Below are 15,233 nucleotides of genomic sequence, written 5' to 3'. Positions count from 1 at the left end.
AGAGGACAGCCTTAGCTGTCCTCTTCTTTCCATGTATGCTTTTGCAATCCTGAACGCTTCCGACGCTTGCGAGACCCCTATAAATAGTAGACGGCTCGGGACATCCCAGTGCATCTACCACCAAGGAGTACAAGTTACAGGTTTACCTCCACAAGCTCTAAAGGCCACTTTCGAACTGCTTGAAGCAGGATAAGCCTTAGTGTAATTTCCTGGTTTAGCGTTTATCACCATAGACCCGATATCAACGCGTCGATCACCATTTAAATCTACTTGAAAATCAACCGTGTTTCCTTTAATCAATCTCGCCCAACCATACTGTTTCCCCTTCCAGTACCCAATACGCAGTTCTACGTTTTTATTTTTATAAACAGTTGAACGATTTTTAGCGCATAATGGATCGTTTAGCCATCCTCTACTATTAGTAGAGCAATTAGCCTTCGTTCCTATAGAATCCGCTTTTGCATCCTGGACATCAGTTTCCGAAAGAGTCTGATCTGAAGCAGAAACAGGAACTGACAAAGGCGTCAACACCAAGGCAAATAAAAACAAAAAAACCGAAATTCTCCCGATCACTCAACTATCCCCTTTTTTGGAAATTTTAATACTATAACCATTATATGCAATTCTGAATTTTAGTCAAGAAAATTTTGAGATCAATCAAGACTAAGAAAACCTATATGAGACGGACAGGACATGTCTGATTCAAAGATAATCACGAATACGTGATGTTTATTGTAATTTGAATCACGAATACATGATTAAAATAAGAAGGAGGAGTTAAAAGCTGACTTTTCACTGAACGATCGAGGATTCGTCCTTAAGAACTCGGTCATCAGTGAGAAATTCGCTTCGTATCGAGTCACCGAAGCGGGCTACGAATGGGAAGCACGGGTCGGGGAGAAGACAGCGGCTGGCACGACGGAATATGCCGCCGATGCACGAGATGCCATCGCTCTCCATCTGAGATGTTTATCTGCACAGGACCTGTCAGCCAGATGTATCGGGAGCCGGTTTCCTGCGATCTAGCTGCAGCCATGCTGGCAGAGATCGGAGTTGAGTCGGTCAAATTCTACCCCATTGAAGAAAAAAAGAGGTTAGATGAAATGGCGGAAATGGTTAAAGCCGCGGTCCGCCATCAAATCCGCATCTTTGAACCGACGGGTGGAATCGATCTGGATTCTTTGCCGGATCTCGTGGAGGTATGTGAGCAACACGGTGCTGAACGAATCATCCCCCACATCTATACATCCATCGTGGATCGGGAAACGGGACAGACTCGCGTCGAAGATGTGAAAGCATTGTTTCAATCGGTTCTTTAGCACGGATTGAAGATCACCCCAGGTGAGGAGACCCTGTTTTCAATTGAACCTAGCAGTTTTTCACAATGTTCCTCAAATCCGACTTACACCAAAAAACGAGTGTCCTAGGGACACTCGTTTTAGTGCTTTTTTCCTTATTGTGAACCGACCCGATAAAACTCATGGAACAACTTGATCAAGGCTCTTTTTTCGATGCGGGAGACATAGGAACGGGAGATGCCCAGTTCCTTTGCAATTTCCCGCTGGGTCTTCTCTTTGCCTCCTGACAGGCCAAACCGGTTTCGAATCACATCCTGTTCCCGTTCATCCAGAATGTAAAGGTGGTCGTAGATTTTGCTCTTTTCAATCTTCAATTGAACCGTATCCACAATCTCATCCCGATCCGTCCCCAATACATCGATCAATGTAATTTCATTTCCTTCCTTATCTGTTCCGATCGGATCGTGAAGGGAGACGTCTTTTCGTGCTTTTTTCAGGGATCTGAGATGCATCAGAATCTCGTTTTCAATACAGCGGGCGGCATAAGTGGCCAGTTTGGTTCCTTTGTTGGGCTGGTAGGACTCGATGGCTTTGATCAAGCCAATCGTGCCGATGGAGATCAGATCTTCGTTGTCTTCACTGGTGTTTTCAAACTTTTTCACGATGTGAGCCACCAAGCGCAGGTTATGTTCGATCAGGATGTTGCGGGCTTCCTTGTCTCCCCCGGCCATCTGCTTGAGATACTTTTCCTCTTCTTTTTCGTTCAGGGGCTGGGGAAAAGCATTGTTCTTGATGTACGCGACGAAGAGGGTCACTTCACGGAACAATAACGCAAGGGTCGTGAACAAACCGGGCACGCCGCCGTCACCTCCGCTTTGCTTCCCAAAACAGGGTGCTATCAGCATATGAAGGAATTGGCAGGCGCGTGCCTGTTCGGTAGAAAATCATCCCCAACAAACAAAAGTCCTTCTACAGAGTTTCCTTTTCAAAAAAGAAGGGACAGACCCCTCTGGCGATCCTCCCTTTCTTCACATTCCTGGACTCGCTCCATCCCGGCCGATCCAGAATCTCCCCTGAAATCCCTTTATCGACCTATTGTCCGTTCTTGCTTCCTTCCGACAATCCCCGATCCCTTGATGCTGTAATCCCCATAGAACCCTACCACTCTTTCACTTCTTCCTCCTGTACAAGAAAGCATAAGTAGAATCACTTTCGCTGATTTTCAGATACATCTATGCATCACCCGGAAAAGGGCATGCAAATACCGCATGTCTGCTTTCCAATGGGTACTAACTGGACGAAAAACGCATATCTGTGCTATTCTGTGGATAGAAATAGTAACGGCGGCAGGGTAAACCCCACCGCCGGGTAGCTGCCGCAGACAGGCGGCCAGAGTACGCAAGGAAGTAACCCGCATACCTTTGCCACAGGGGCGGGTTACTTCTTTTTAAGCGCCTGAACCGCAACATAGACCGCTAATGTTTGAACAACCACACCAGCCATCTTGACGATCAGGCTAAGAAGGTCCATGGCCTCACCCCCTCTCTTTCGAGGGTCAGTGCGGCCGCCCGCCCTTGGCTACTACCATGGTCTATTTTACCATAAGGCCGCCCAGTCAAGGGTGGCCTTTTCCAATTTGACAGACTACCAGCGGATCTCCGGAATTGGAGGGCCAACTAAACTGGAATTACCGCCCAGAGCACCACCTAGTGCCCCTTCAGGCAACTTTGATCTTGTTTTTCAGCAAGGCGGGGGCGGGAGGGTGGGGCGGCTCCGATCTCTTGCAAAGAGCGCATAGCGAGACCGGGAACGGAGTGACTTTGGCGAGACTTGTGCCCTATGGGTACAAAGGCGAATCAAATCCCCACCATCCTTGCCATCTGTAATTTTCCACACAATGTTCGCTGAGGGGCACTAGCCACTCCCCGTCCACCACCATTTGGCCGCCACGTGTATTCAGAGAAAAAAACAGGCTGTAAACTGCCTGTTTCACTATAATAGAGAAGAGAGATTCTTCAGTAATGGCCCAATGCTGTGAAAGGAGGCATCCCATGCGAAAACTGGACTACGGCACTTCGACCATTTTATATACCATTAGACGGCAACTGGGCAAAAAGGATGTCTCCATCTCGGTGGAGTGGGAAAAAGGAGTCCAGGTGACCATTCCCGAGTCTCTCGATCTCAAACGAATGGAAGAGATTCTTCATAAGAAAGCACCCTGGATCCTGATGAAACAAGCAGAACTGAAGGAGATTCATAGACCGGCCCGACCCAAAGAGTTTGTCAGCGGGGAGAAACTTCCCTACCTGGGACGGAATTATCGATTGAAAGTCCATCGAAACACCAGATTGAAAACTCCGCACTTCATCTTCAAACAGGGTCGCTTCATCGCCGAGATCCCTGACTCCTACACCATCGACCAACAGCGGGAAGAACTGCGGAAGTCCTTTATGACCTGGGCAAAAGACCACGCCAGACCCAAAATAGAACAACGGATCCAACAATTTGCCCCGTTGCTGGATGTCCAGCCTGTCGGTCTGACCCTTAAGGATCAGGAAGCCCGGTGGGGAAGCTGCACCAAAAGCGGGCGGATCCTCATCAACTGGAAAATCATCCTCTCCCCCCTCCCCATCGTCGATTACATTGTTGTTCACGAATTGGCCCACCTCCGTGTGCCTGATCACTCCCGGGAATTTTGGGAAACCGTTCGTTCCGTACTCCCTGATTTCGAAAAGCGAAAAGAGTGGTTGCGGGTAAACGGGCCCACCATCACCATCTGACGGAACCCCCCCGATTCTTCAACCGGGGGGGTTCTATCCTCTTGAATTTGTAGTCCGATCGGTGATGTGGCAAGCCTAGCCAACGTTATGCTGCTTTCGGTCGGTGTCCAATAGATTCATCTGCGGTAATGGATCTCGGCCAGGTTCATCAGCTTATGGGTCAATGTCTCCAGATGATCCCGGAACCGGGCCGCTCGCAAGTGACGTTTGATCTGTTTTCGCATCTCACGCTGCACGTCTTTCTTTTCCGTCCACTCGATCACCACTTGCTCCCGGATGATGTCGGTGATGTCGTGGGTCAGTTCCTTGATCTCCGGTTCCTCCCAACCTTCCTCGCCCAGGGTCTGGATCAACAGCTGGTAGAAGGGATATTGCTCCCTGGAGAAGCCGTGGCTTTCCGCTTCCTCCGCCTGACCCCGCATATCGTCGATCATCCGCTGCAGGGCGAGGGCCAGCTCTTTGTCATCCATCCGTTGTTCGCGGCGAGCTTCGATCAGATGCTCCAGCTTCTCTCTCAGCGAGGTGTAATAGACCGGGTTTTCGTCCAGTTTAACCCGGATCTCATGGCGGATGGCGTGTTCCATCTCCGATGCTTTCGCTTCGTCGGAAGCGGCCTGCTCCAGTCGTTGATTAAACTTGCTGGAGAGAATATCGACCGGATCGTGGAGGACCTCCACATTGGTGGCTTGCAGGTGGTCGGCGATCAGTTTCTTCACCTTCTCGCCGCAATCGGAGATATCCAGCTCCGGATCCCGGTAGCGGTTCTTGGCCACCTGGCGCACCTTGCCCAGAAACTTCAGATCTTCCAGAAAGGGACGCGCCTTGGGATTGGGCATCACCATGTCCATGCTCTGACTGAACCGGCGAAAGGCGTGTTCAAACTCCGTCCGCACATCCTCCGGCTCCAACACTTTGACACAGGCATCCAGACTGTTGGAATCCACCCCATCGAAATAGCGCATCACCCCCCGGTGGCGGGACTGAAGACGGGGAAGCTCGCTCTCGATGGACTCCATCGCTCCCTTTACATCCTGCTCGTGAAAGATCCCCAACGCATGATGTAGAAAGCCGGAAACACCGTAATAGTCGACGATCAGGCCGTAATCCTTCTTCTCATACTTCCGGTTCACCCGGGCGATGGCTTGGAGGAGGTTATGTTCCTTCAAGGATTTGTCCAGGTACATCACCTGCTCGATGGGCGCATCGAACCCGGTGAGCAGCTTGTCACAGACGATCAGAAATGTGAGGGGATCCTCCGGATCCTTGAACCGTTCAATCAACTGCTTCTCTTCCTCTTTGGAGAGATGGTACTTCTGCAACTCCTCTTCATCATTGTGCCCCGCGGAGAAGATGACGGCGGATTCGGGCCCGCCCAATTCGTCGAGGCGCTCCTTGTAGCGAACCACCGCTTCCCGACTGCAGGCTACCAGCTGCGCCTTAAATCCGTTGGGCCGGATCTGCTTTTCATAATGGTCCAACAGGTCGAGGACGATCTCGCGGATGCGGCTGGGCACCGCCAGGATGGCTTCCTCGGTGGCGTATTTTTTCTTGATCCGCTCCCGGTTCTCCTCTGAGTACTCGTGGAAGTACCGGTCGAAGAGTTTGTCCAGATTTTGCCCCATCACCTGAACCTGGGGAAGACGCCCTTCGTAGAAAATGGGCACCGTCGCCCCGTCGTCCACCGCCTGCTGAATCGTGTATTTGTCGATATAGGGACCAAAGGTGCGGGTGGTGCTTTTGTCCTGTTTGTCGATCGGTGTCCCGGTAAAGCCCAGGTAACAGGCATTGGGCAGTGCGGTTCGCATGTTGAGGGCCAGCCCTTTGTACTGGGTACGGTGGGACTCGTCGACGAGGACAAACAGGTTTTCCGCTTCGGACAGAACCGGATGTTCCCCGTCCAGCTCCCGCTCCTGGAACTTCTGCACCGTGGTCATCACCGTCAAGCCGGGTCCTGCAGTGAGATGTTCCCTCAACTTGGCTACACTTTTTGCCTGGACGGGATTAGGAAACTTGCACCGCCGGAAGGTGTTCGTGATTTGTTCATCCAGATCCCGCCGGTCGGTGACAATGACAATGGTGGGGTTTCCCAATGCCGCCTCCCGTCGCAACTTCACCGCCAGATACAGCATGGTGAGGGACTTCCCCGATCCTTGAGTGTGCCAGACCACCCCGCCCCGCTCCTTCGGCGTTCCGGCGGTGCGGATTCGCTCCAGGGCTTTGTTGACGGCACGGTATTGCTGGTAGCGGGCCAGTTTCTTCACCGTCTGGCCCCCCTCCACTTCAAAGACGATAAAATTGCGCACCAGGTCGAGGAGGCGGGTCGGGTTCAACATCCCGGCAGCCAGAAGGTCCTGGGGGTTGGGCTCCAGCCCCACCTCCGACCGGGTGAGGGGCCAGGGATCCTTCCACTCGGCGTAATGCCGCCCCTGAGCCCCGATCGTCCCCGCTTGGGCCGCCTGGCCACAGGTGGCGATCAGGAGCTGATTATAATGGAAAAGCCGTTCCGACTCCCGCTGATAGCGGCGCAGTTGCTTCACCGCCTGTTCCAGGGGGCTGGAGATGGTGGCCGATTTGCATTCGATCACCACCAAGGGCAACCCGTTGACGAAGAGAGTCAGATCCGGCCGCACCTCGCCCCCCTCACCGGTCACCACCAGCTGATCCACCACCAGGAACTCATTTTTCTCCGGGTGGTCGAAGTCGATCAGCTTTACCGTCTGGCTTTTCTTCCCCTTGCCCCGATCTTGCTGAACCGAGAGGTAATTGACCATCAGGTCGTGAAACCGTTCATTGGCTTCCATCAGCCCTGCAGCCTCGATATGGGTGACGCTGCGCAGGACTTTGTTCAGGTTGTCCTCGCTGATCCAAGGATTAAACCGGCGGATCGCCCGGGTGAGGCGCCCCTTCAGAACCACCTCCCGCTGTGTCTCCCGCTCCGCCGCCAGCTCGGCGCCTGTGGCATGGCTGTAACCAAAAGTCCGAAGCTGCCCGATTAGGCGGTCCTCCACCTGCTTCTTCTCCGTCCACTCCCGAGTGACGGTCACGGCACAACCACCTCCTCCCGCTCATCCACCTTCACCCGCACCTTGCCGGTGAGGAGGACTTGCATCAGGCCTTTTTTGAGGGTTTGGAGTTGGGTGAGGTATTGTTGTTCATATCTCATTTTAGATAGGATTGAATTGATAATCTTTACTATCCTTTTTTGTTCGGTTATAGGCGGTATTGGTAAAACGAGCTTTTTTAAATTCGTCCCAGATAAATTCTTTTGCACCCCACCTGATGCCATTTGCGCAATACGAGCTTGACTGTTTACTGTCATCATCGTGAATCTTACAAACTCAGGTACCACTGTACTGCTTAATCGAAATCGTATTAGAAATGCACCAGGGATTACTGGTACATTGTATTCATTAAATATACAAACCAATCCACATGTCCCAGACCTGGTAACAAGAAGGTCTCCTTTTTGTAGAACATGCTTATTAAACTTATCCATTGGCAATAAAGCCATAGGCATGCCTGAATAGTTAATCTCCCAATTGTCTTTAATATCTGTAGTTCTTAATAGAGCATAGTTACCTTTTTCGTTATAGCTATTAGCAGGAAATCTGGGTCCAAATGCACTACTCTCAGTAACTTGACCTAAAGTTTTGATTTCCCACTCCTCCGGAATCTCCCCGATCTCCGTTTGCTTAAAACGGATATGTCCGATGCCGCGGGTGAGGAGCTGTTGCATCAGCCCTTTTTTCACCGTCTCCGTCTGCTTGATGATCGCTTCCGTCTTCTCGATTACCTCGTCAACAGAGGAGAGAATGGCGGCGATTTTGCGCTGCTCGGGGAGGGGTGGAAGCATTACTTTAAAAGACCGTATAGTTCGCTTACTAACCTCTTTAAAGGTACTTCCAGAACCAAGTCTCTCAAAATCTATCTTATGTCTGCAAAGAGCATAATATAAATACTCATTGTAGACTCTTTCATTGCAAATAAAGTTAGTAAAACCCTGATTGGTTGCCATAGGTATCATATTAATAACACATTCACCAATTGTTGCCCGTGTTGTCATTAGAATTGAACCAGATGGTATTAACTTGGCAGAGCTCTCCGACAAACCGATTTTTGTAATCCGATTTTCAGTAAACTCCAGTTTACGTACTTTGCCTCTTGTAACGTCAGTAGGTGTCACCCAAGGTATCTCACCACCCCAGTATTCCGTTTTTTCTTTTGATGGAGTTCCGCCACCAACAATTTGACTAATATCTTCTAACGAAACCGCTTTCCACTCACTCACCATACCCCAGCTCCTTCAAATACCCGTTCATCACCGTTTCCACTTCCGCACGTTCCTTTTCCAATTGCCTCAATTGGGCGAGGGCGGCTTCCACATCGATGGGCTCTTCTTCCTCCGTCGTATCCACATACCGGGCGATGTTCAGGTTCCAGTCGTTCGCCTTGATCTCTTCACGTTCCACCACCCGGCAATATTTGTCGATATCTTCCCATGCATCGTAGGCATGGACGATCTTCTCGATGTCCTCATCCCGCAGGAAATTCTGGTTCTTCCCTTCCTGGTAGTCATTCGCTCCGTGGAGGAAGAAGACTTTTCCCTTGCGTTCGGCGGGTTTGTTTCGGTTCAGGATCAGAATACTGGCCGGAATGCCGGTGCCATAGAAGAGGTTGGAGGGCAAGCCGATGACGGCTTCGATCAAATCTTCCTCCAGCAACCCCTGTCGGATCTTGCCTTCCGCACCGCCCCGGAAGAGAATCCCGTGGGGCATGACGACGCCGGCCTTGCCCTGGTGATTGAGGGTAGCCACCATGTGCTGGACGAAGGCGAGGTCCCCTTTATCCTTGGGTGGGATGCCGAAGCGAAACCGGCCGTGGGCATCCGTTTCCGCCTCTTCCCGGCCCCAGTTTTTCAGACTGAAGGGGGGATTGGCGATCACCCGGTCGTAGAGGATCAGCTCCCCGTCATCCAATAACTTGGGATCCCGGATCGTGTCCCCCTTTTTGATATCATGGTCACTCAGTCCGTGCAGAAGCAAGTTCATCTTGCAGATCGCCCAGGTGTTCAGGTTTTTCTCCTGACCGTGGAGGGTGATGTTTTTCGAATTGCCGCCTTGGGATTTGACATAATCCACTGACTGGATCAGCATCCCCCCGGAACCGGCGGTGGGGTCACAAACCCGCATCCCTTCCTCAGGCTTGATCAGCTTGACGATCAGTTCCACCACTTTGCTGGGGGTGTAAAATTCGCCGCCTTTCTTGCCCGCATCATCGGCAAACATCTTGATCAGGTACTCATAGGCCCGGCCCAGCATATCGGGCTCGGAGAGATTTCCGTTGGACAGGTCGAGGGCGGAGAAGTGTTGGATCAGTTGCTGGATCAATTGGTCGGAGAGGCGCTCCTTGTCATTGAAGTCAATGGGAGCCAGCACCCCCTCCAGAGAGGAGTTCGCCTCTTCCAGGGCTTCAAAGGCTTTGTTGATGGCGTCGCCCAGGTCCTGGGTCTGGGATTGGATATTTCTCCAAAGCGCCCGCTCCGGAACGAAAAATTGATGCTCATCGGGATCAGTCCAACCGTAGTCCTCCCCTTCCTCCTGCTGGATCTTCGTCGCCGTCTCCACGAAGACATCGTTCAAACGTTTCAGGAAGAGCAGACCAAATATGTAATTCTTGTAATCGGAGGAGTCGATACTCCCCCGCAAAATATCGGCGGAACGCCACAGGTGGGACTCCAGTTGTTGAAGGGTCAGCTTGCTCATGATGTTTCCTCCCCGAATCTATTTCTCTTATGAATCATGCTTAATTCCATCATAGTTTTAGTGAACGAAGAAGTAAATGAATATTGAACTGATTACAATCCCTTCCCTTTGAATCCCGTTTCGAAATGAAATAATCCTTCCCTAAAATCCATAACCTGTACCTACTTCTTTTATGAAATAATCTCATATATTTATTCGGGATCCCGTTTCAGTTTGTATCCAACCCCGGCGGAAAAGAATTTTCACAACATTCCTAAGACCACGTGCTATAATCCTCCCACCACGTTATCAGGGCGTTTTATATCCTAATTCCTTATTCAGCAAAAGGATATTTCTAATTTTTCATATTTCGGTTAAAATAAAGTGGAAAAATGAAGAATTAGAAAAGGTGGGTAATAATGAAAACAACAGATATCCATGAACTCGGTGAAGTGATCCGACAAGAACGAAAAAGGCAAGGGCTTCGACTGGAAGATTTGGCCGATGAGAACATCTCCCCTGCCACGATCAGCAACATCGAACGCGGCGCCTCACACGTTCGCTATGAGAAAGCGCAGTATCTCCTCGACAAACTGGGGCTCAAGCTGGAAAATATTCCGCACTTGTTGTTGCAAGAAAGGGATAAGCTGTTGGAGCTACAGAGGCAAGCCTGCATGATTGAGTCCATGATCGTGGTCGGCAATGTAGAGATAGCCAGGGAGTTACTGGATCACATCGAAGTAGACGATAAACATCCCTTGGCGGCCACCTTTCACTTTCATCGTGGCCAGCTCCATATCACTCAGAAGAACTGGAGACGTGCGGAATCTGCCTTGCATCATGCGATTCACTTATCCAACGTGGTCAAACAAACCAGCAACGTGGAAGCAGCGGCATTCCAGGCCCTCAGCTTTGTCCACTATGAGCAGAATGATTTAGAGACTGCACTGAAATTTATCGAAAGCGGAATTGCTGCCTTTCAGTCCGACGGCGAACGCAAACAAGTCTACTTCGGCCTTCAGCGGAACAAAGCCATCTATCTGGAACGATTGGGAAGGACCGCAGAGAGTATGCGGGTCGTTCAAGATATCTGGCCTAAACTGTCACAATGTACAGATATCGAAACAAAATTGACCTTCTACTGGCTCCGGGCGGAGCTGTTGCGACGCCTGGGAATGTTTGATGAAGCGCTTGATTTTGCCTACATCGGCGAAGACTTGGCACGTCAGAATAAAAGTCACTTTTCCATGTTTACGTTCTGGACCGTCCTCGGAACCGTCTATATGCAACGGAATCAAATGGAACAAGCTGAGTCTTGTTTCCAGACTACGCTGTCGTTGAAGGACAAACTGAGTGTGTCGGAGCAAAAAAGTCTGAATACGGCCTATGCTCGTTTTGCGATTCTCCAACAGCAACAGAAACGGATTCCCGAAGCACTGGAACTGATTGACGAATCCATCCAAAGCGCAAAGGAGCATCAGGACGAGCCCCACTTGATTCAGTCCTTGGCCATCAAGGGAAATATTTTGAAAGCACAAGGAAAAGACAGGGAAGCTGGCGAAATGTATAAGAAAGCATTGACGCTCGCTCAAAAACACCAGGACAGAAAAAGAGAAGCTCGCTTGCTGTTCCGTTTGGCAGAATGCTATGAGAATGTGGACGAACAGGCATTTGAGACGGCTTCTCAGGATCTCTTCCATGCCCAAAAACGCCTGGAAAAAGAAAGGAGTTTGTTGGATGAGGAACTCTAAGTTTTCACGAGTGATAGTTGCACTGGCCTTAGTTTCGATCTTTGCGTTCGGTACGGTGTTCGTCCCGGATTCGATCTCGATTGCTTCAAACCAAACGGTGAACTCCGACCAACCCGGCCCGTGGTAAACCGAGTTGTATCCCGACTGGAAATACGAAACCTTCCAAGGAACCAAGCAGTTCGTAAACGGTGTAAATGGCGATGCCGAGAAACTTTTGCTTACGAATTTTGAACCTTAGAACAACCTACCACTTTGATACTAAGCTGTTCACAAACGAAAAAGGTGATCCCTGGAATGTAGGACCACCTGGGTAAAATCGCGCTGGCTCCTTTAACGTACAGAGAGCCAGCGTTTCTATGTCCAAATGTGTCAACGATGGCCGCATCCAAGTAGGGCATCATCTGTCAGTCGATGAAGACCAGGATATGACCGCCCTGTTCTCATCCCTCTCCCCATCGACTCGTCCTTTTGAACAACAGATAGATGAAGTAAGGAGCACCAATCATCGACACGATGACTCTGGCAGGGATCCCCTCTGGGACGACCATGTTTCGACCGATGGTATCTGCCACCAGCAATAACCAGCCACCGAGCAACAGACAGAGCGGCAGATACAATTGTGTTCGGTGTCCGATGACAGCTTTGGCCAAATGGGGCGCCATCAGCCCGACAAAGGCGATGCCTCTCGTCACAGATGTCGCCGCGGCTGCCAAGGCGACGGCAGCGAGCAGGAGGAGGCGTTCCCGGTTCATCTGAAGGCTCACTCCAATCGCCACCGGCTCATCCATGGAGAGGAGATTCTGTTGATTCGATTTGATCCGGACAAATGGAACCAAGATCAAGATCCATGGCAAAATCGCCCATACAAAAGGCCAATCCACTCCCCAAACGGATCCGGTCAGCCATTTCGCGATAAAATCAACCTTCTCCCGTTCCGCTGAGGAAATGAGGATGATCATCGCCCCTGAGAGCGTGGTAGAACACGATCTCCCCACCCAAAATATGGATAATGGACACGCCTGAGATGTGACCATCGAATGATGACAAACCAAAGTCCAAACCGACACCGTGGTCTCCCGCCGGGAATCAATAGAAGAAGGAAATAGATGAAAGTGGACACAAAACATGGAATAGATCCGAATTATAGTTATGAAGGAAAATATAGTCTTTATAGGAGAATAAAAACTATGATTGGTTCTTTTTTTGTGTTCATTTGGGAGTTCATAAGCTTCTTTACCTTGATTTTTTTCGTGGCATTTTCTCTGTTCTGGTTCCTATTCCGTCCGCTATCTGTATTTGTCAGCGGACGGAAAGAGAAGCAACGTAGAAACAGATACAAGCCGCCCAACCATAGAGATCGCACAGAGGGTGTCTCAGTGATCCTCCCCTGCTACAATGAGGAGGAAACCATCGAGGACGCCATTAAATCCATCCTCGCTCAAAAAGTGAACCGCCCTATGGAAATCATGGCAGTCGAAAACAACAGCACAGACGATACATTTCGGATCTTGCAAAGATTAGAGAAAGAACACCCCGAAGTAAGAGCTGCCTCTACCCTCACCCGTCGCGGATACAACCCTATCAGCGAAGCTTTGAACTACGGGATTTCCCTTGCAAAATACCCGATCATAGTTCGGTTAGATGCAGATACCCAACTGGGATCCCCAACGGCAATTGAGGAAGCAGTGACCCCCATCGCCACCGGAGAAGCGGTTGCCACATGTTGCAACGTACGGGTTGTAAACCCCACAACGATTTTGGAAAAGTTGCAAGCGATTGATTACTTTTTCGCGATGGAGCTGGATCGGAGAAGTCAGTTTGTGTACCAAAGCGTTCTGTGTTGTTCTGGCGCTATATCGGCTTTCCAGACAGACGCACTCCGGGCAATGGGCGGGTATCACACCAACCCGAACATTAGCGAAGATATGGAAATCACATTGAAGATGCATCGAATGGGAAAGGTAGCGGTCAACCCTCGCGCCATCAGCCTTACAGATGCGCCAAAAAATCTCAGGCAGCTTACCAAGCAGAGATATATTTGGAACCTGCTCGGTGTGATCTGTCTGTTTGTACATCGGAGATACATAGGTGACAAAAAGATCGGGCGGAGCGGGTTGGTTGGCCTCATAGGGCTACCGATGAAATTGATCCAGACTTACCAGGCGTTTGTAGGGATCGCGATTAAGGCGACCGGCGCAATCCTTATGAAGGGGGTCACTCTTGAATCGCTCTATCTTTTCGGTCTCTTTTCAGTGATTCATCTAGGTATAACCGGGCTGACAATAGCAATCGTGACTCCCGTGGCCTATTCAAAACAGGGAGCGGAATATTGGTATCTCCTACCTCTCTTTTCCCTGGTGTACCAGCCATATCTCGCTTTTGTCCGCTTCTTTGGGACCTTAAAAGGGTTGCGGCTAATCTTACAGGATAGCCTGTCAAAGACCCGAATCGCCTGGTATGATGAGGACCACACGGGTCCTAAAGTTGAAATTCTAAAAAGAGGAGCATAAAAGCGGGCAAAGGAGGATCCATGATCTGTTGTGGTTTTTGCTCGGCAGGATCGGGATTATCTTATGCAATTCAGTGAGTTCCTCCGGCACAAAAAAGCCGGGAATCCCGGCTAGTGATTGAAAACCTCATTTTCTCTATCCATTCATGAATACTCCCTTTTTCATTGAAATCCCACCCGATAAAATTCGTGGAACAATTTGATCAAGGCTCTTTTTTCAATGCGAGAGACATAGAAGCGGGAGATGCCCAGTTCCTTTGCAAATTCCCGCTGGGTCTTCTCTTTGCCTCCTGACAGGCCAAACCGATTCCGAATCACATTCTGTTCCCGCTCATTCAGAATGTAAAGATGGTCGTGAATTTGCTCTTCTCAATCTTCAATTGAACCGTCTATCATCATAATGAAGGAACTGGCAGGCGCGTGCCTGTACGGTAGAAAATCATCCCCAAAAGTCCTTCCACAGAGTTTCCTTTAAAAAAAGAAGAGACAGACCCCTCTGGCGATCCTCCCCCTCAGATGGGTTTCATTTCTGTTCCAAAAATAAATGTGAGTTCAAGAACATACCCCCTTTCAAGAGAAGAAAGGGGGTAAGTGCGATCGTTTCATCCTCATAGCAAGGTGTCAATGTTAAATCTCCATCCCCTGGGACCCAAGGCTTTTACCCAAATCCCATGAGAGAACTATAGGTAGCCAACAATCACATCCGTTTTTACTCCCCAGCGGATAACGCTTTGAGGCTGAGTGCCTCAAGGTTTCAATCCTCATACTGAGGTGTTTATCGTTGTTACCCACTTCCCAGAAATCGATAATCCTGATGACTTACTGTTTCAATCCTCATACTGAGGTGTTTATCGTTGTTACTTATTTTACTGCATGGGCGTTGAGACAGCCCATGCGTTTCAATCCTCATACTGAGGTGTTTTGCATTGTTACATCTTTATCCGTCGGCCTTCGTTATTTTCATAGCGTTTCAATCCTCATACTGAGGTGTTTTGCATTGTTACGGCGGGGGGGGTTCAAACCCTTGATATGACTGGGTTCCAGACTTCATTTCCGAACACCTCGGATTTCAGAGGCATTTTCGGGTCAAAAAGCGGACATCATTCTTCTGGACAAATCCTCAATCCCTTGTCCCCCAAGGCTTTCGACGTTTG

Annotated in this window: 10 protein-coding genes and 1 pseudogene; 4 read left to right on the top strand and 7 right to left on the bottom strand. The window is 49.9% G+C overall.

Features of this window, described 5'->3' with window-relative positions:
• Positions 1 to 114: 114 nt before the first annotated feature.
• Positions 115 to 573: a hypothetical protein gene (locus tag JOD24_RS00905; RefSeq protein WP_429246136.1), complete on the bottom strand. Its 459-nt coding sequence runs from the start codon at positions 571 to 573 to the stop codon at positions 115 to 117.
• Positions 574 to 878: 305 nt separating this feature from the next.
• Here JOD24_RS00905 and JOD24_RS00900 point away from each other — a divergent pair, with 305 nt between their 5' ends.
• Positions 879 to 1,319: a KDGP aldolase gene (locus JOD24_RS00900; RefSeq protein ID WP_380162336.1), complete on the top strand. Its 441-nt coding sequence runs from the start codon at positions 879 to 881 to the stop codon at positions 1,317 to 1,319.
• A 134-nt stretch (positions 1,320 to 1,453) separates the two neighbouring features.
• Here the strand turns inward: JOD24_RS00900 and sigK are convergent, their stop codons facing one another.
• The gene (gene sigK / locus JOD24_RS00895) at positions 1,454 to 2,155 is read right to left on the bottom strand and encodes an RNA polymerase sporulation sigma factor SigK (RefSeq protein ID WP_429246135.1); all 702 of its coding nucleotides are present in this window, start codon (positions 2,153 to 2,155) and stop codon (positions 1,454 to 1,456) included.
• Between the two features lie 1,194 nt (positions 2,156 to 3,349).
• On the opposite strand from sigK, the gene JOD24_RS00890 reads away from it, so the two are divergent.
• Entirely contained in the window at positions 3,350 to 4,078 is a 729-nt protein-coding gene (locus JOD24_RS00890) for a M48 family metallopeptidase (RefSeq protein ID WP_380162217.1), read from the top strand.
• A 116-nt stretch (positions 4,079 to 4,194) separates the two neighbouring features.
• Here JOD24_RS00890 and JOD24_RS00885 read toward each other — a convergent pair whose 3' ends face one another.
• From JOD24_RS00885 to JOD24_RS00875, 3 genes are read right to left on the bottom strand one after another with little or no spacing between them, the layout of a single operon-like run.
• Positions 4,195 to 7,122, bottom strand: a complete 2,928-nt coding sequence (locus JOD24_RS00885) for a type I restriction endonuclease subunit R (RefSeq protein WP_429246134.1) — start codon at positions 7,120 to 7,122, stop codon at positions 4,195 to 4,197.
• A complete protein-coding gene (locus JOD24_RS00880; RefSeq protein ID WP_429246133.1) occupies positions 7,119 to 8,366 on the bottom strand; it encodes a restriction endonuclease subunit S in 1,248 nt (415 codons plus the stop codon). The genes JOD24_RS00885 and JOD24_RS00880 overlap by 4 nt, the downstream gene beginning before the upstream one ends.
• Positions 8,359 to 9,840 (bottom strand): type I restriction-modification system subunit M, encoded by a 1,482-nt coding sequence (locus tag JOD24_RS00875; protein WP_429246132.1) that lies wholly within the window; start codon positions 9,838 to 9,840, stop codon positions 8,359 to 8,361. The genes JOD24_RS00880 and JOD24_RS00875 overlap by 8 nt, the downstream gene beginning before the upstream one ends.
• 398 nt (positions 9,841 to 10,238) lie before the next feature.
• Between JOD24_RS00875 and JOD24_RS00870 the strand changes: the two genes are divergently transcribed.
• Positions 10,239 to 11,570, top strand: a complete 1,332-nt coding sequence (locus tag JOD24_RS00870) for a helix-turn-helix domain-containing protein (protein ID WP_429246131.1) — start codon at positions 10,239 to 10,241, stop codon at positions 11,568 to 11,570.
• Positions 11,571 to 12,010: 440 nt separating this feature from the next.
• Here JOD24_RS00870 and JOD24_RS00865 read toward each other — a convergent pair whose 3' ends face one another.
• A complete protein-coding gene (locus JOD24_RS00865; protein WP_429246130.1) occupies positions 12,011 to 12,697 on the bottom strand; it encodes an iron chelate uptake ABC transporter family permease subunit in 687 nt (228 codons plus the stop codon).
• Between JOD24_RS00865 and JOD24_RS00860 the strand changes: the two genes are divergently transcribed.
• Positions 12,677 to 14,080, top strand: a complete 1,404-nt coding sequence (locus JOD24_RS00860; protein WP_488168467.1) for a glycosyltransferase family 2 protein — start codon at positions 12,677 to 12,679, stop codon at positions 14,078 to 14,080. The two genes, JOD24_RS00865 and JOD24_RS00860, sit on opposite strands and share 21 nt — an antisense overlap.
• Before the next feature lie 161 nt (positions 14,081 to 14,241).
• On the opposite strand, the pseudogene JOD24_RS00855 reads toward JOD24_RS00860, so the two are convergent.
• Positions 14,242 to 14,418: pseudogene (locus JOD24_RS00855) on the bottom strand (sigma factor-like helix-turn-helix DNA-binding protein); the annotation flags it as partial.
• Between the last annotated feature and the right edge of the window lie 815 nt (positions 14,419 to 15,233).

It is taken from the genome of Kroppenstedtia sanguinis (assembly GCF_050433445.1).
GTDB lineage: Bacteria > Bacillota > Bacilli > Thermoactinomycetales > DSM-45169 > Kroppenstedtia > Kroppenstedtia sanguinis.
Note: the sequence above shows the minus strand (reverse complement) of the source record. Positions and strands in the feature narration are given on the sequence as shown.